This window comes from Streptomyces sp. NPDC005576, from assembly GCF_042871745.1.
Taxonomy (GTDB): domain Bacteria; phylum Actinomycetota; class Actinomycetes; order Streptomycetales; family Streptomycetaceae; genus Streptomyces.
Genome location: NZ_JBIAJC010000003.1, coordinates 248,561 through 264,755 on the forward strand (window position 1 = coordinate 248,561; position 16,195 = coordinate 264,755).

The 16,195-nt window shown below is 72.7% G+C and carries 13 protein-coding genes; 5 read left to right on the forward strand and 8 right to left on the reverse strand.

Annotation, left to right across the window (positions count from 1 at the left end; translation table 11 throughout):
• Positions 1–96: 96 nt before the first annotated feature.
• Positions 97–729 carry a TetR family transcriptional regulator gene (locus ACFYPN_RS07290; RefSeq protein WP_358759702.1) on the forward strand — a complete coding sequence of 211 codons (633 nt, stop codon included), beginning with the start codon at positions 97–99 and terminating at the stop codon, positions 727–729.
• A 216-nt stretch (positions 730–945) separates the two neighbouring features.
• Here ACFYPN_RS07290 and ACFYPN_RS07295 read toward each other — a convergent pair whose 3' ends face one another.
• The 6 genes from ACFYPN_RS07295 to ACFYPN_RS07320 form a co-directional block, all read right to left on the reverse strand.
• Positions 946–2,196, reverse strand: a complete 1,251-nt coding sequence (locus tag ACFYPN_RS07295; protein WP_389297173.1) for a cytochrome P450 — start codon at positions 2,194–2,196, stop codon at positions 946–948.
• Between the two features lie 98 nt (positions 2,197–2,294).
• On the reverse strand, positions 2,295–3,662 hold the full coding sequence (locus ACFYPN_RS07300) for a cytochrome P450 (RefSeq protein WP_389297175.1): 1,368 nt from the start codon (positions 3,660–3,662) through the stop codon (positions 2,295–2,297).
• Positions 3,659–4,207 carry an ATP/GTP-binding protein gene (locus tag ACFYPN_RS07305; RefSeq protein WP_358759848.1) on the reverse strand — a complete coding sequence of 183 codons (549 nt, stop codon included), beginning with the start codon at positions 4,205–4,207 and terminating at the stop codon, positions 3,659–3,661. The genes ACFYPN_RS07300 and ACFYPN_RS07305 overlap by 4 nt, the downstream gene beginning before the upstream one ends.
• 85 nt (positions 4,208–4,292) lie before the next feature.
• Positions 4,293–4,652 carry a DUF742 domain-containing protein gene (locus ACFYPN_RS07310; protein WP_389297177.1) on the reverse strand — a complete coding sequence of 120 codons (360 nt, stop codon included), beginning with the start codon at positions 4,650–4,652 and terminating at the stop codon, positions 4,293–4,295.
• Positions 4,649–5,095 carry a roadblock/LC7 domain-containing protein gene (locus ACFYPN_RS07315; RefSeq protein ID WP_358759695.1) on the reverse strand — a complete coding sequence of 149 codons (447 nt, stop codon included), beginning with the start codon at positions 5,093–5,095 and terminating at the stop codon, positions 4,649–4,651. Before ACFYPN_RS07315 ends, ACFYPN_RS07310 begins: the two co-directional genes overlap by 4 nt.
• Positions 5,092–6,762, reverse strand: a complete 1,671-nt coding sequence (locus ACFYPN_RS07320; RefSeq protein ID WP_389297179.1) for an ATP-binding protein — start codon at positions 6,760–6,762, stop codon at positions 5,092–5,094. Before ACFYPN_RS07320 ends, ACFYPN_RS07315 begins: the two co-directional genes overlap by 4 nt.
• An 878-nt stretch (positions 6,763–7,640) precedes the next feature.
• Here ACFYPN_RS07320 and ACFYPN_RS07325 point away from each other — a divergent pair.
• On the forward strand, positions 7,641–9,056 hold the full coding sequence (locus ACFYPN_RS07325) for an alpha/beta fold hydrolase (RefSeq protein ID WP_389297181.1): 1,416 nt from the start codon (positions 7,641–7,643) through the stop codon (positions 9,054–9,056).
• A 129-nt stretch (positions 9,057–9,185) separates the two neighbouring features.
• Here ACFYPN_RS07325 and ACFYPN_RS07330 read toward each other — a convergent pair whose 3' ends face one another.
• Positions 9,186–9,974: an SAM-dependent methyltransferase gene (locus ACFYPN_RS07330; RefSeq protein WP_358759693.1), complete on the reverse strand. Its 789-nt coding sequence runs from the start codon at positions 9,972–9,974 to the stop codon at positions 9,186–9,188.
• A gap of 396 nt (positions 9,975–10,370) precedes the next feature.
• Between ACFYPN_RS07330 and ACFYPN_RS07335 the strand changes: the two genes are divergently transcribed.
• Positions 10,371–11,459, forward strand: coding sequence for a beta family protein (locus ACFYPN_RS07335; RefSeq protein ID WP_389297183.1), 1,089 nt, complete (start codon positions 10,371–10,373; stop codon positions 11,457–11,459).
• 33 nt (positions 11,460–11,492) lie between these two features.
• On the opposite strand, the gene ACFYPN_RS07340 is transcribed toward ACFYPN_RS07335, so the two are convergent.
• A complete protein-coding gene (locus tag ACFYPN_RS07340; RefSeq protein ID WP_389297185.1) occupies positions 11,493–12,041 on the reverse strand; it encodes a MarR family winged helix-turn-helix transcriptional regulator in 549 nt (182 codons plus the stop codon).
• A gap of 46 nt (positions 12,042–12,087) precedes the next feature.
• Here ACFYPN_RS07340 and ACFYPN_RS07345 point away from each other — a divergent pair, with 46 nt between their 5' ends.
• Positions 12,088–13,011, forward strand: coding sequence for an EamA family transporter (locus tag ACFYPN_RS07345; protein WP_389297187.1), 924 nt, complete (start codon positions 12,088–12,090; stop codon positions 13,009–13,011).
• 338 nt (positions 13,012–13,349) lie between these two features.
• Positions 13,350–16,124 (forward strand): cellulose binding domain-containing protein, encoded by a 2,775-nt coding sequence (locus ACFYPN_RS07350; RefSeq protein WP_389297188.1) that lies wholly within the window; start codon positions 13,350–13,352, stop codon positions 16,122–16,124.
• Positions 16,125–16,195: the final 71 nt, after the last annotated feature.

Here is a 16,195-nt window from a genome sequence, read left to right on the forward strand (position 1 = left end):
GGTCCCGCGACGGGCTCCCGCGACGTCCGCGTGCCAGAATGGAACGCGCTGTTGGCCCTCCTCCACGCTCCCCGCGCCGATCCCCTGAGGTTCCTCGTGTCCAAGCCCGCAGCACGCGTGCCGCAGCGAAGCAATGCGCGGTCCAACCGGGCCCGCATCCTGGCCACGGCCCGCAAGGAGCTCGGCCGGAACCCCGACATCACGCTGGAGGAGTTGGCACGGGCTTCGGGCGTCGTCCGTCGCACCCTCTTCGGCCACTTCCCCGGACGTGGCGCTCTGCTGGAGGCACTGGCGGAGGAAGCCGCCGAGACGCTCCGGGACGCGGTGGCGGCGGCCGGGGGGACGGCGGCCGATCCGGCCGAGCGGGCGCTCGCGCGCTTCTGGTTGTCGCTGCAACCCGTGGGGGACCGCTACCGGATGCTGCTGGCGCTGGCCCGGCGCGATCTCGGCGAGGAGCGAGTGGCCGCGATCCTGGCACCGGCCCGCGACAGGATCACGGCCATCCTGGAGCGCGGCCGGCACGAGGGTGTCTTCCACACACAGCTGCCGCCCGCCGTGCTGAGCGCCGGCCTGGAGGCGCTCACCATCACCATCCTGGAAGCGGTCAACACCGGGGTGATGGAGGACGACAGGACCAGGGGGGCAGTCGCCATCCTCATCACGGCCGGTGTGCCGGAGCGCCGGGCGCAGGCAGTCGTCGAGGACATTGCCGCAGAGAGTGCCGGGTGACTGGTTGACCACCGGTGGCCGAGGCCACCGGTGAGGCGCCGGGCCGCATCGGTTCCGGTGGGGCGGTGGCGCGGTCGGGCGGTGGGGCTCGACGGTCTCCCGGCCCGACGGACCGCCCGCCCCTCTTCCTGTGGGTGATCTTCGCGGACGTCCCACCCGCGAAGATCACCCCGTGCGCGGGTGACAGAACGCAAGCGATCAGTCACCCCCGCCTCGTCAGCCGTGCAGACGCACCGGCAGCTTCTGCACGCTGTTGCCCACGAAGGAGGCGTGTCGCGGCAGTTCGGGGTCGGGAACGGCGAGATCGAGACCGGGGAAGCGGGTGAACAACTGCTCCAGCGCCGCGGTTCCCTCCATCCGGGCGAGGGGGGCGCCCATGCAGAAGTGGGCGCCGTGGCCGAGGGAGAGGTGGCGGGCCTTGTTGTCGCGCGTGATGTCGAAGCGCGCGGCGTCGGGGCCGTGGGCCTTCGTGTCCCGGCCGGCCGCCGAGTAACCGGCCAGCACCGGCGTCCCCTTGGGGATCACGGTACCGTCGAGCTCCAGGTCGCGCGTCGGGTAGCGGAACGGGAAGTAGCTCACCGGGCTGTCCCAGCGCAGCGTCTCCTCCACCACGTCCTCCCAGCTCGCCTCGCCCGCGAGGACCAGGGCGAGCTGGTCGCGGTGGGTGCAGAGCGCCCGTACCGCGTTGGTGATCAGGTTGAGGGTCGTCTCGTGCCCGGCGATGATCGTGAGCATCAGGGTGCCGATCAGCTCCTGCGGGCCCAGCCGGTCACCGTTCTCCTCGCGTGCCGCGATCAGCGCGCTGGTGAGGTCGTCCCCCGGCTCCTCCGTGCGGGCGGCGGCGACCGCGCTCAGCACCTCCACCATCTCCCGGTTGGCGGCCATCGCCTCCGCCGGGCCGATGTCCGTGGCGACGATCTGGTTGGACAGCCGGTGCAGCCGGTCGTGGTGCTCGGCCTCCACGCCCAGCAGTTCGCAGATGACGCCCATCGGAAGCGGCAGCGCGAAGTGGGTCCGCAGATCGGCGACCCCGTCCCCGGCCACCGCGGCGGCCTCCAGGCCGTCCAGCAGCGATGCGGTCAACGCCTCGATGCGCGGCCTCAGTTCCTCCACCCGGCGCGGGGTGAACGCCTTGCTCATCAGGGACCGGAGCCTGCGGTGGTCGGCACCGTCGGCGGTCGTCATCCCCTGCACGGTGGCGAAGGTCTTCAGCGGCCAGCCGTCCGGGATCCCACCGGCCTGGAGCGCCGCGAAGTGCGCGGCGTTCTTGGCGACGTCGGGGTGCGAGAGGAACTCCTTGAGCGCGTCGTGTCCCAGCACCGCCATGCCCTCGACCTCGCCGGGCAGGATCACCGGAGCGACCGCGGAGCGCGCGAGCAGCCGGGCGTTGGCCGCGTGCGGGCAGCCGCCCGCCGGGTCGAGGCGGTGCGGCCCGTCGGCCGCGGGGTTCACCGGTGACGTGTTCAACAGGGCTCTCCAGGTTCGGGGTTGCGGGGTCGCGGAGCGGTACTCCGTGCGGTGCGGAGACCTCGGGCCGGCGCTGTGCGGTGGGCCCCGGGGCGGGATCAGTACGGCACGGTCGAGGAGGGCCGGAACGTGGACGCGCTCCAGGGCGCCGTTCCCGGCGGGGCGAGGTCCCCCGCCGACTGCGGCGGCACCGCCCCCTGCGGCAGTTGCGGCCTCCCGAAGCGCACGGGGAGCGCCCCCAGGCCCTTGCTCCAGGGAGACTTGATCCACTCCAACTCGGTTTCGGGTACGCCGAGTTCCAGGTCCGGCAGCCGGTGCCGGATGGTGTCCACCGCGGTCCGGGTGATCAGCCGGGCCGGATCCTGCGCGGGGCAGGTGTGCGGTCCGGCGCCGAACGCCAGATGGGAGCGGTTGCCGACCACCGGCACCCCGTCGGCCGGCAGGATCTCGGGGTCCGCGTTGGCCGCCGCGAGACCCAGGACCAGCATGTCGCCGGCGCGGACGTCCTGTCCGCCGAACCGCATGTCGCGGGTGGCGTAGCGGGCCGGGAAGTTCTGGGTGGGCGGGAAACGCCACAGGACCAGGTCGAGCGCGTCGTCCACGCTCAGGTGGCCGCCGGCCAGCGAGGAGCGGAACGCCGGGTCGGTGAGGAGGATGCGCAGCGTGGTGGCGATCCAGTTCACCGTGGTCTGGTTGCCCGCGACGAACATCACCACCAGGTTGTGCAGCACTTCCTCGTCGGTGAGCTCCGCCGGGTGCTTCAGCAGTGCGGAGGTGATGTCCTCGCCCGGCTCACTCCGCTTCTCCTTGATCAGGCCGTACAGGATGGCGCCCATCCGGCGGCTGGCGTCCGCCGAGCCGCTGGTGGCGGACACGGTGCCCGCCACGGCCTCCACCAGCTCCCGCCCCGTCCTGTCGTCCACCCCGAGCAGTCCGGAGATCACCCGCATCGGCAGCGTCCGGGCGTAGTCGGCGACCAGGTCCGCCTCGCCCCGCCCGGCGAACGAGGCGATCAGTCCCTCGGCGGCGGCCCGGACGCTACGGCGCAACTCGTGGCCGTTGATCCGGGCCAGGGCGTCCGAGACGGCGGCGCGCATCCTGCGGTGCTGCTGTCCGTCCGCGAAGAGCAGCGCGGGACGCCAGCCGACCATCGGAAGGATCGGCGAGTCGGCGGGCACCCGGCCCTCGCGCAGCAGACCCCAGTGACGCGGATCGTGCGAGAAGTCGCCTTCCTCGCGCGTCAGCCGCAGCAGCTCGCGGTGGCCCATCACCAGCCAGGCGTCGATGCCCGGGGCCATGGACACCGGGGCCACCGGTCCGTGCTCGGCGCGCATCTCCTCGTACAGCAGGGTCATCCGGTCGCCGTCGAGTTCCGGCCCGTACAGCGGGGTGGTCGACGAGGCGGACGGGCCCGCGGACCAGGGGCACCGGGCGGCGGACCCGGCCGGGGGGTGCGGCGTGCTCATGAGGGCTCCGTGGCGACATGGATGAGGTGGCTGACGAGGGCGATCAGGGCCCGGATCGACGACTCCTGGTCGCGCGCGTCGCACAGGACGAGCGGCGTCCCCGGGAGCAGGTCGAGAGCCGCGCGCAGCTCGTCCGGGTCGTGCAGCGGACTGCCGGGGAAGACGTTCACGGCGACGGCGAACGGCAGATCGAGATCCTCCAGGTTCCCGAGGGCGTCGAACGACGCCGTCAGGTCCCGGGTGTCCACCAGGGCGAGCGCTCCCAGCGCGCCCTTGGCGAGATCCCGCCAGGCCGGCAGGAACCGCTGCTGCCCGGGCGTACCGAACAGGTAGAGCACCAGATCACCGTCGATGGTCAGCCGCCCGAAGTCCAGGGCGACCGTGGTGGTCGTCTTGGTGCTGTCCACGACGGTGTCGACCCTGGCCCCCGCCTGCGTCATCGCGGCCTCGGTGAAGAGCGGTTCGATCTCCGAGACGGTACCGATCAGCGTGGTCTTGCCCACCCCCAGCGGGCCGACGACCAGGATCTTCGCCGCCCCCGCCACACTGGACGCGACGTACTTCCCGGAGGAGGGTCCGACGGGTGCTGTGCGGCCCGGGGAGGGTGCCGGACCGGCCTCGACGAAGGCTTCAGATACGGCTTTCGAGACCATCGAGGACCTTTCTGAGCATGGTCACATCGGCGCGTTCGGCCGCGGGAATGGGAGGGCGGGTCACGATCAGCCCCCACTGGACGAGATCGGCGAGCAGCACCTGCACGACCGAAGGCGGCTGGTGCAGGTGTGCGGCGACCTCCGCGACCGAGATGAGGCCCTCGCAGTGCGTCAGGATCGCGAGGTGCTCGGGCTGGAGGGAGGCGGGGAACGCCGCCTCCGTGGCCATCACCAGCGACTCCCAGGACAGCGGCTCGGCGCCGGACTCCGCACGGCCGCGGGTGATGACGTACGGGCGTACGGCCGAGGCCCTCGGCTCCCCCGACGGGTCCGTCATGACGACGCGGTGGCCTGATCCCGCGGCAGACTGCTCAGGTGCGCGCCGATCTTCGCCACCAGCAGCTGCATTTGCTGCGCGACGAGGCCGACGTCCGCCTCCAGGTCCGTCGCGACACCCAGGTGCGCGCCCACCCCGGCGTGGGTGAACAGGACGAACCCGTGGTCGGACTCGAGCATCAGCTGGCGCAGCCCGACACCCGAGCCGAAGAGCAGCGTCGTGGTGGAGCGGCCCGTCATGGTCATCGCCGCGCAGGCCGCCGAGAGCGACTCCGCCTCGGCGACGCTGAGGCCGGAGACGGGGCCCGAGAGGTTATCCGCCGACGCGTGACCGAGACGCAGCCCGTCCTCCGAGACGACGACGGCGTGCCGGACGCCGGGTATCTCGGTGAGCGGGCGGAGCATCCAGCCCAAGTCGGGAAGTCGAGTGATGGTTCCGGTCACGACCGGCCTCCGTGCTGCTGGTTCGGGGTACTGGGCAGGGGCTGTACGCCGGGCGGCGCCGGCTCGGGCGGAGTGGTGGCCGACCGGGACCGCGCCTCGTCGCCGAGGGCGGCACGTCCGCGCAGGGTGCCGGAGACCACGCTGGAGATCGACGCGCGGGCCGCCTCCGGCGTCCACGGCGCGGGCTCGGGGGAATGCCGCGCCGGGGGTGCCGAGTGCCGGGCCGTCGGCGCTGACGCGGCATCCGTCGCGTACGGGGGGCGGGCCGGGCTCCGCCGGTTGCGGCGGCGGGGAAGGCCCGCGGTCTGCGGGGTGCTCTCCGGGGACGCTTCCGCCCGGCCGAGGCCGTCGTCGGCCCGGTCCTCGGGGCGTGTGTGCTCGGCGAGTTCGGCGTATCCGGCCGGCTGCGGCTGCACCGGTTGCTGCGACTGGTCCGGCGGGGCGCCCGACCACGTCTGCTCCTGCTGTCCTTGCCGGCCCCGCTGCGGGGCCTCCGCCGGCCATGCCTCCGGGCGGCGGTGAGCCGGGACCCGCGGCGCCGGCTCGGTGAGCAGCCGGAACGGGACGAACATCACGGCCCGGGTCCCGCCGTAGGCGGAGGTCCCGCTCAGCTCCACGTTGAAGCCGAGCTCACGGCTCCACCGGCCGACACAGGCCAGACCGAGGCGGGGCACCGCACCGAGCCGGGTCAGGTCCAGATCGTCGTGCAGCTGACCCCGGGCCTGCTCCAGGACGTCCGGCGGCATGCCGAGCCCGGCGTCGTCGATCTCCACCACCGCACCGGCACCCACCTCCCGGACATTGACGATGACCTGGGAGCGGGAGGGCGAGAACACCGTGGCGTTCTCCAGGAGTTCGGCGATGGCGTGCATGAGCCCCTCCGCCGCCGGCGGCGCCGCGTACAGGGTCTGCCCGCCGTGCACCTCGATCCGCCCGAACTCCACGATCCGCGACTGCGCGCCGCGTACACAGTCGTACAGCGAGACCGGCCGGGTCTCCCGGCGTGCGGGCCAGATGCCGCACATCACCAGGAGGGTCTGTGCCTTGCGGGTCATCTGGGAGGCAGCGTGGTCGGCCTTCATCACCTCGGCCATGAGACGGGGATCGTCCAGCGAGCGTTCGACCTGGTCCAGCACCTGCTGCTGCACGGTGGCCATCACGTGCATGGTGCGCGCGACCGACTCGAAGGCGGCCATCACCGAATCGCGCAGCACGCGTTCGCGGTGCACCGCCTCGTCCGACCCGAGCACCTCCACCACGGACTCCAGCGACCGGGCGAACGCCTCACCGGTCTCACGCGGCTCGCGCAGCGGACCCGGCGCCCCGTCCACCCGCTGCCCGGTGCGCAGCAGTTCGGCGATGACAGGTACGCGCACCCGCGCGAGGTGCGCCACTTCCGCGTCCCGCGCGAGCGCGAGCGCTGCCACCTCGGCGCGGTCCGCGCGTTCGGCGCCGAGCTTCCGGGCGAGCAGCACCACGGGAGCGAGCAGCAGAACGGCGACCGCGACACCGACGGCCGCCGCGAAGCGCTGTGCGCCGTCGTCGGTGAGGGCCAGGACCGCCGCCGCGCATCCGGCCGCGAGGACGACGGAGGCCGACCAGATCACGGCGGGAGCGAGCGCCGTCCTCTTCCCCGAGCGGCCCGTCCGCCCCGTGCGGCGGTTCACTCCGTCATTCTGCGGGCTCACCACGACGGCCTCGCCCCGACGGCCTTGCAGAACACAGCGCCAGCCACGAGGAATGGACCCTTCCAGGACACGTCGAACTCCCTTGCGAGATCAAAGGCATGCAGAGCCTAGACCAACCGGTCCCCATTCCAGGCGGAGAGCGGAAGAATGATCGTCAATAAGGCTCCGGAAAGGGTGACTTGTCGCACTCGTTCTGCCGGAGTCCGGGACGTGCTCTCCAGGGGACGGCCGGTTCGGCCGCCTTCCGGCGTGCTTCCGGGGTCGGGGAGTCGCGCCGGGAGTGGCCCCGGGAGTCGCCCCGGGAGTGGCTGGGGGAGACGGGCAGTGCGGCGGGAGGTGCGCCGGAATTCGGCGTGCGCAGACGTCTTGTCACTGAGTGACACCCGGTCCTACGCTCCATCCTGACTGGTCAGTAACCAACCGTTTCCCAGCGGCAGTCGGGTCCCATCATGGGCTGCTGCACGCTGCGTGCTGCACGGCTGCACGGCTGCACGGCAGCACGGAACGGCACAGCACAGCACGACACGGCAGCACGGCACGGCACAGCACGACATGGCAGCACGGCAGCACGGCAGCACGGCAGGGAACGCCACGGCACAGCAGCACCGCACCCGGTCGGCTGCCGGGCCCGCCCCCACCGCACACCCCCGTCCCCCCGCCCCCGTCCCCCCGCCCCCGTCCCTCTTCCTCACCCACCCCCCATCCCGGTGCGGAATCAGGGTTCCGGGTGCCCTCCCGGCACGTACTCCCGCTCGACGCGGCGCCCCGGTGCGCCGTGCCGCACGGGCGGACACCGCCGGCTGCGGCACCGACACCGGGGGCCGAGCGACCTCTCGCCCTTCCCCCCGAACCAAGGAGTGAGCCGCGTGGAGCAACCGAGAAGATCCCGCTTCCCCCGTCCGTCCCTCCGGGCGCCGAGCCGCGCCCGTACGACCCGGCGCGGGACCGCGGGGGTGATCACCGGACGGCTGCTGGCGGCCGGGATCGCCGCAGCCGCAATCCTGGGCGCCCAGACGCTTCCCGCGTCGGCCGCCACCACCCCGGTGGTCTCCCGGGGCGTTCAGATCCCGGCCTTCTACACCCCGCCCCAGACCCTGCCCGCGGCGGACGGCACCCTCGTCCGTACCGAGCCGCTCCCGCTGGCACTGAGCCTGCCCAGCCTGGGCGGTCCGCTCCCCGGCAAGGCGACCCGGCTCATGTACAAGTCCACCGACTCCAACGGCCTCCCGATGGCCGTGACCGGCGCCTACATCGAGCCGGCGGCCGCGTGGAAGGGGAGCGGACCGCGTCCGCTCGTCGCCCTGGCGCCCGGGACGATGGGGCAGGGCGACCAGTGCGCGGCCTCGCTGGGTCTCCAGAACCCGATCACGCTCAACGGCGACACGGTGTCGGTCGGTTATGAGGACCTCTCCATCTACCGGCTCCTCGCCGCCGGTACCGCCGTGGTCGTCACCGACTACGCGGGCCTCGGCGCCACCGACCGGCTGCACACCTACGTCAGCCGGGTCGACGGCGGTCACGCGCTCCTCGACGCCGCCCGCGCGGCACGCGGTGTCAGCGGGGCGACCGTCACCGCCGCCTCGCCGGTGGGGCTCTACGGCTACAGCCAGGGCGGTGGCGCCAGCGCCTCGGCCGCCGAACTCCAGCCCGCCTACGCCCCGGACGTCAAACTGGCCGGTGCCTACGTCGGAGCGCCCCCGGCCGACCTGACCGCCACCATCAAGGGGATCGACGGCAGCGCCCTGGCCGGCGCCCTGGGATGGTCCCTGAACGGCTTCCTGCAGACCGACCCGTCCCTCCAGCCCATCGCGGACGCCCAGATCAACGCAGCCGGCAAGGCGGCCCTCGCCGACCTCTCGACGATGTGCACCGGCGACGCGCTCTTCGGGTACGGCTTCAAGAAGAGCAGCTCCTGGACGACCAGCGGCAAGTCCCTGAGCCAGCTCGTCGACACCATTCCGGCCCTCCGGGCCACGCTCGACGCACAGCGCATCGGGCTCCTCAAGCCCACCACCCCGGTACGGGTCGCCACCGGCATCCAGGACGACATCGTGCCGCACGCCCAGGCCCGCCAACTCGCCGTCGACTGGTGCAAGAAGGGCGCGAACGTCACCTACGACGCCATCATCCTGCCCAACCTGGGGGACAAGATCGTCACGAACCACCTGGTCCCGCTCCTCACCGACCAGGGCGACGCCATCTCCTGGCTGACCGACCGGCTGGCCGGCAAGTCCGCGGGCTCCAACTGCTGGAGCATGCCCCTCCAGCCCTGACCCCGACACCCCGGCCCGACCCCGACTCCGGCCGCGGCCCTGACCCCGGCCGGAAGCACCGAGGGTCCCCCCGCCCGTGCGGAGGGACCCTCGGTGTGCCGCTGTCACGGCCGGGCGGCGCCGGGTGCGTCAGGGCTTACGGGCGACCAGGCCCCACTGGTCGACGCCGGGGCCCTCGGGCTCGCCCTCGGGACGCCAGTACGTGATGGAGAGGAAGCCGGGCTCGACCAGCTCCAGCCCCTCGGCACAACCGGTGATCTCCTCCGGCTCGCGCACCAGGTAGGGCGGATTGTCGCCCGAGTCGTACGCGTCCTGGGCCGCGAGGGTCGCCGGCGTCTTGACGGTGTCGCAGATGACCAGGTAACTGCCTGACGGCATGCGGGACATGTACGACTGGACGACCTTGATCCCGTCCTCCGGGAGCAGGTGTCCCAGGGTCGAAAGCAGCAGCACCGCCACCGGCTGGGAGAGGTCGAGGGTCTTCGCCGCCTCGTCCACCACGGCGTCCGTGTCGGTGAGGTCCGCGTCCACGAAGGCCGTGGCGCCCTCGGGCGAGCTGGTCAGCAGTGCGGCGGCGTGCACCAGCACGATCGGGTCATTGTCCACGTAGACGATCCGGGAGGCCGGATCGATGGCCTGCGCGACCTGGTGGGTGCTGTTCTCCACCGGAAGGCCGGTACCGACGTCGAGGAACTGGCGGACACCGAGGCCGCCGAGGTGGCGGATCGCCCTGGCCTGGAAGGCGCGCGAGGCCTTCGCGATGGCGGCCATGGCCGGATATGCCTCGGTGACCGCGTCCGCCAGCTCCCGGTCGACGGGGTAGTTGTCCTTCCCGCCGAGCCACGCGTTCCACACCCGCGCGGAGTGGGGTATGTCGGCACGGATCTTCTCGCGGAACTCAATGTCGTCAGGGGCCATCAGGATCTCCTACTCGCGCGTCAACGGGTGCGGTTGGCCGGGAGGTGACCGGTCGCCCGCACGGCATGACCGTACCTCCCGGCACACCCCTCGCGCGCGGTCCCCCCGATCCTGGTGGGAACGGCTTTCCGGGGGGCCGCGCACGGGACCTGACGCCTCGTCACCCCATCGCCGGACGACGCCCCCGAGGCGGGCGGGGCGGCGGCCGGGGGGAGCCGGACCCATTCGGCCAGAGCGTCCGATTCGGCGCCCTTTCGCGCGCTCCCGGACCGCGAGGACCCTCTCCGCAGGGGAACCGCGCCGGAGCGCCCGAGGGTGCTTCCCCGCTCCTCGGCGGGAGCGCGACGACAGCCGGGGAGTCTCGCCGCACCGCAGGGACGTCCTTGGGAGGTCACCATGCCGAAATACCTTTACGTTCCCGTGCTTCCGGTACGCCGCCACGCGGCCGAGGCCTACCGCGATCTGCGCCCCGCGATCCGGGACGGCGTCACCCCCCTGTGGAGCCTGCCGCCCCACCCCGAGGCGGGGGGCGCACGACTGGCCGCCGCCGTCCGGCGGGAGGTCGCCGAGGTGAGCCGGGTCCAGTCCCGGGGCCCGGCGTGGCTCGACGCCCCCTTCGCCGACGGTGCGCAGGTGCCCGTACTCGCCGAAGTGCTCGCCGAATACGCGGAGTTCGGGTCCTTCCGTCCGGTGACGGGACCGCTGCGGCCCGCCGCGCAGCAGGACGCGGCGCGGGCGACGGCGGTGCAGTGCGGCCGACCACTCGGCATCCGGGTACAGGTCCCCGGCGAGTGGGACCCCGAACTCGCCGAGGCGGTAGGCCGGCTGGTGGCACGGGTCCGCCGGTCCGCCGAGATCGAGCTGCTGATCGATCTCGGCAGTGTGCTCGGCGACCGGCCCGGCGCCCACAAGGAGGCGCTGCGGGCGCTCGACGCGCTGGTCCCGCTGGCCGACTGGGGCTCCGTCGTCACCATCGGCGGAGGTTTCCCCCAGGTCACGGCTGCGATGCTGGACCGGGGCCTCCGGGAGGAGCCCCGCCGGGACTGGGAGGTCTGGCACGAGATACGGCGGAACCTGGACGGTCGGCTCCCGGCCCTCGGGTTCGGGGACTACGGGGTCCAGCGGGTCACCGCACTCGCCCGCCCCTACCGCCCGGACCGCCCGGACCAGGGCGGGGGGCCTGAGTGGGGGTATCTCCGCTACACCACGGACCGGAGCTACGCGCTGGTGAAGATGGTGCACCGCGGCCCGGACCGGACGAGGGTCAACCGCAGGGCCGCCCGCGAGATCCTGCGACTGCCCGACTTCCGCGGTGCGGCGGCCAGTTCGGGGGAGTGCTGGCTGCGCGACTGCGCCCGCGCCCTGACGCACCCCGCGGTCCGTGCCGGATCGGACGGCCCCGGCACGGGGAACGCCGGCACCTGGCTGCGGGTCGGAAACGTCCAGCACATGACCCATGTGGTCCGCAGCCTGGGCGCGTTGTGAGCGTGCCGGTCCGCCCGGTCCGCCCGCGGCGTCTCAGCTCCGGGCGCCGGTGCTGTCGCCGCGCGGGTCCTCCAGCCGGGCGAGCCAGGTGGTCAGGAGACCTTCCAGCGCGTCGGCCTGGACCGGTGCCAGCGCGGCGAGGAGGCGCTCCTCGTTGTGGATGTGGTCGGTGAACGCCCGGTCGATGAGTTCCCGCCCCGGCACGGTGAGGGCGACGACCCGGCTCCGGCCGTCCCCGTCCCCCCGGCGCCGGCTCACCAGCCCCGACCGCTCCAGCCGGTCGATGCGCTTGGTCATCGCGCCGGTCGTCACCATGGTGTGCGCGGCCAGCTCCCCGGGGGCCCGCTCGTACGGGGCGCCCGCCCTGCGCAGTGCGGCGAGGACGTCGAACTCGCCCTCACTGAGGCCGTACCGCTGGTACACCACGCACAACTCCCGGGTGAGCAGGGCGGCGAGGCGGTGCAGGCGGCCGATGACGGCCTGCGGGCCGACGTCGAGGTCGGGGCGCTCGCGGCGCCAGGCAGCCTGGATGCGGGCCACGTGGTCGGGCGGCGGATCCTGGTGCTCCAGGGGCTGCTGCATGACCTCACCCTAGCCAATCCCTTCCTGGGAAGCTAATATGCCTTCCATGGAAGCTAATGCGCGTTGGGTGGCGACCGCCGCGGTGGCACCCGTGGCCTGGGGTACCACCTACTACGTCACCCGCCACTACCTTCCCGCCGGGTACCCGGTCTGGGGAGCCGCACTGCGCGCCCTGCCCGCGGGGTGCCTGCTGCTCGTGCTCGCCCGGACCAGGCCCAGGGGTGCCTGGTGGTGGCGGTCCGCCGTGCTGGGGCTGCTGAACACCAGCGTGTTCTTCGTACTCGTCTACATCGCCGCACAGCGGCTGGCCACCAGCACCGCGTCGATGGTGATGGCGCTCACCCCCCTGGTCATGACGGTGACCGCCTGGGCCCTGGTCGCCCAACGCCCCCGCGCCGCCCATCTGGCGGGAGGGGTGACCGGGCTCGCCGGGGTGGTGCTGATGATGTGGGGCCGTACGGGCGGCACCGGGACCGGTGGCCTGATCGCGTCGGTCGCCGCCATGCTCGTCTCCTCCGTGGGGTTCGTACTCTCCCAGCGCTGGAACTCGGGCGCCGGGGTCCTCGCCACCACCGCCTGGCAGCTCAGCTTCGGCGGGGTACTCCTGCTGGCGGCGGCGGCCGTGTCCGAGGGGGCGCCGCCACCCATGGACACCGGTGCTCTCCTGGCTTACGGGTACCTCGCCGTGGTCGCCACCGCCCTCGCGTTCCTCGTCTGGTTCGCGGCCCTGCGCAAGCTGCCCGCCGCCACGGTCGGCCTGGCCGGCCTCCTCAACCCGGTCACCGGCGTCCTGCTCGGCACACTCCTCGCCGCGGAGGGCCTCACCGGCCGGCAGCTCGCCGGGATGGCGCTGATCGTCGCGGGTGTCCTGCTCGGCCTGCCGCGCGCCGGTGCCGCCCCCACGCCCCGGGAGCCTGCCCGGCCGGGGGACCCTTCCGGGCGCGAGACCGCCCCGGCACGGGAGGGCTGACCGCGGCTCAGCCCCGGGCGCTCTGATCCCGATCCCCGACCTTCGACGGCTCGACTCCGACGGCGCGACTCCGACGGAGGGCTGCCGGAGGCGCCCGCTTGGCGGGTGGGGCTCCCCGGACCGGAATACGGGGAGCCGCACCCGCCTGCGCCCCGGGTGGCGCCCGTCCCGTAGGCAACTCCTCGACGCCGCACCTGAATTCATCCGATGACCTCGTGTCGCACCCCTTCTCCGTGATGCCGTGCGCCGCTACCATCGGCTGCTGATGGGAGCGCTCCCACCACCCGCATCGGCCCACTGCCACCTGTGTGGCGGTCCAGCTCGGAGAGGACTTTTCCGTGCGCTTGAGAGCCAGACCCTTTGCCGCCCTGCTGGCGACGTTCACCTTGGCAGCAGGCTTGTCGGGCATCGCCACCCCCTCGGTGGCGCAGCCCCGGACGTCGCAAGGCGGCGCCACCACGGCGGAAGCATCCGATCTGTCGTCGGCCGCCACCCTGGCGGCGGACTCGTACACCTGGAAGAACGTCCGTGTCGACGGCGGTGGCTTCGTCCCGGGCATCGTCTTCAACCGGAGCGAGAAGAACCTCGCCTACGCCCGTACCGACATCGGCGGCGCCTACCGCTGGGACCAGTCGGGCAAGCAGTGGAAGCCGCTGCTCGACTCCGTGGACTGGGACCACTGGGGCTGGACGGGCGTGGTCAGCCTCGCCTCCGACCCGGTCGCCCCGAACAACGTGTACGTCGCCGCCGGAACGTACACCAACGACTGGGACCCCACCCACGGCGCAGTGCTGCGCTCCTCGGACCGGGGTGCCACCTGGACGCCCTCGGTGCTCCCCTTCAAGCTCGGCGGCAACATGCCGGGGCGCGGGATGGGTGAGCGGCTCGCCGTCGACCCGCACAAGAACTCGGTCCTCTACCTCGGCGCCCCGAGCGGCAACGGCCTCTGGCGCTCCACCGATTCGGGCGCCACCTGGTCGAAGGTCACCACCTTCACCAACCCCGGGAACTACTCCCAGGACCCGACCGACACCAGCGGCTACGGCAACGACAACCAGGGCGTCACCTGGGTGACGTTCGACGGGCGCGGCGGCAGTTCCGGTACGGCCACGAAGAACATCTACGTCGGGGTGGCGGACAAGGCGAACACCGTCTACCGCTCCACCGACGCCGGCGCCACCTGGTCCCGGATCGCCGGGCAGCCCACCGGTTACCTGGCGCACAAGGGCGTACTGGACGAGGGCACCGGCTACCTCTACCTCTCGCTGAGCGACACCGGCGGCCCGTACGACGGGGGCAAGGGAAAGATCGCCCGCTACGACACGGCCACCGGCACCTGGACCGACGTCAGCCCCGTCGCCGAGGCCGACACGTACTACGGCTTCAGCGGACTCACCGTGGACCGGCAGAAGCCCGGAACGCTGATGGCGACCGCCTACAGCTCCTGGTTCCCGGACACCCAGATCTTCCGGTCCACCGACAGCGGTGCGACCTGGACCACCGCCTGGGAGTACACGAGTTACCCCACCCGCTCCACCCGCTACACCCAGGACGTCTCCTCCGTTCCCTGGCTCACCTGGGGCGCCAACCCCTCGCCGCCCGAGACCAGTCCGAAGCTCGGCTGGATGACGGAGTCCCTGGAGATCGACCCGTTCGACTCCAACCGGATGATGTACGGCACCGGCGCGACACTCTTCGGTACGGAGAACCTCAAGAACTGGGACAGCGGCAGCAAGTTCACGATCACGCCCATGGTGAAGGGGATCGAGGAGACGGCCGTCAACGACCTGGCCAGCCCGCCCTCCGGTGCCCCGCTGCTCAGCGGTCTGCTCGACGTCGGCGGCTTCCGGCACACGAACCTCGACGCCGTGCCGGCGATGATGTACACCTCGCCCAACTTCACCTCCACCACCAGCCTCGACTTCGCGGAGGCGTCCCCCAGCAGGGTGGTGCGCGTGGGTGACGCGGACGCCGCCCCGCACGTCGCCTTCTCCACCGACAACGGCGCCAACTGGTTCGGCGGCACCGACCCCTCGGGCGTCACCGGCGGCGGCACGGTCGCAGCCGCGGCGGACGGCAGCTCGTTCGTCTGGAGCCCGGCGGGCACCGGGGTCTACCGCACCACCGGCTTCGGCTCGTCGTGGACGGCGTCCACGGGCATCCCGGCCGGCGCCACCGTCGAGTCGGACCGCAAGAACCCGAAGAAGTTCTACGGCTACAAGTCGGGCGTCTTCTACGTCTCCACCGACTCCGGCGCCACCTTCACGGCGAAGCCCTCCACCGGCCTCCCCACCGAGGGCAACGTCCGTTTCAAGGCGGTCCCCGGCACCGAGGGCGACGTCTGGCTGGCCGGCGGCGCGGCGACGGGCACGTACGGGCTCTGGCACTCCACCGACTCCGGCGCCACCTTCACCAAGCTCTCGAACGTCACGCAGGCCGACTCCATCGGCTTCGGCAAGGCGGCCCAGGGCGCTTCGTACCAGACCCTGTTCACCAGCGCGAAGATCGGCGGGGTGCGCGGCATCTTCCGGTCCACCGACGCGGGCGCGAGCTGGACCCGGATCAACGACGACGCGCACCAGTGGGGGTGGACCGGTGGCGCGATCACCGGCGACCCGCGGATCTTCGGCCGGGTGTACGTCGCCACGAACGGACGCGGCATCCTGTACGGCGACTCCGCGTCCGGTGACACCGGCACCACCGACCCGGGCACCGACCCCGGCACCGACCCCGGCACCGACCCCGGCACCGACCCCGGCACCGACCCGGGCACGGACCCCGGCACCCCGGCCGACGCCGCCTGCAAGGTGACGTACAAGATCACCAACCAGTGGTCCGGCGGCTTCCAGGGCGACGTCACCCTCACCAACACCGGTACCACGGCGATCGATGGCTGGAAACTCGCCTGGAGCTACCCCGGCGGGCAGCGGATCTCCCAGGCATGGAACGCCACCGTCCAGCAGTCCGGCACGGCGGTGACGGCCACCGACGTCGGCTGGAACGGGAAGCTCGCGGTCGGGTCGTCGGCGTCCTTCGGGTTCACCGGCAGCTGGACCGGGAGCAACGGAGCGCCGAGCGCCTTCACCCTGGGAGGGAAGAGCTGCTCCCTGTAGTCCCGGCGGCTGTGCCCGAGCGTCGCTTCCGCGCGCACCTCCGCGCGGAAGCGACGTCTCCCTCTGCCGAC

Bases quoted from the DNA above. Each gene is read 5' to 3' on its own strand.
- ACFYPN_RS07300 (WP_389297175.1), bottom strand. From the start codon at position 3,662: ATGAGCACGCCGCACCCCCCGGCCGGGTCCGCCGCCCGGTGCCCCTGG.
- ACFYPN_RS07310 (WP_389297177.1), bottom strand. From the start codon at position 4,652: ATGACGGACCCGTCGGGGGAGCCGAGGGCCTCGGCCGTACGCCCGTAC.
- ACFYPN_RS07330 (WP_358759693.1), bottom strand. From the start codon at position 9,974: ATGGCCCCTGACGACATTGAGTTCCGCGAGAAGATCCGTGCCGACATA.
- ACFYPN_RS07335 (WP_389297183.1), top strand. From the start codon at position 10,371: ATGCCGAAATACCTTTACGTTCCCGTGCTTCCGGTACGCCGCCACGCG.
- ACFYPN_RS07340 (WP_389297185.1), bottom strand. From the start codon at position 12,041: ATGCAGCAGCCCCTGGAGCACCAGGATCCGCCGCCCGACCACGTGGCC.
- ACFYPN_RS07345 (WP_389297187.1), top strand. From the start codon at position 12,088: ATGGAAGCTAATGCGCGTTGGGTGGCGACCGCCGCGGTGGCACCCGTG.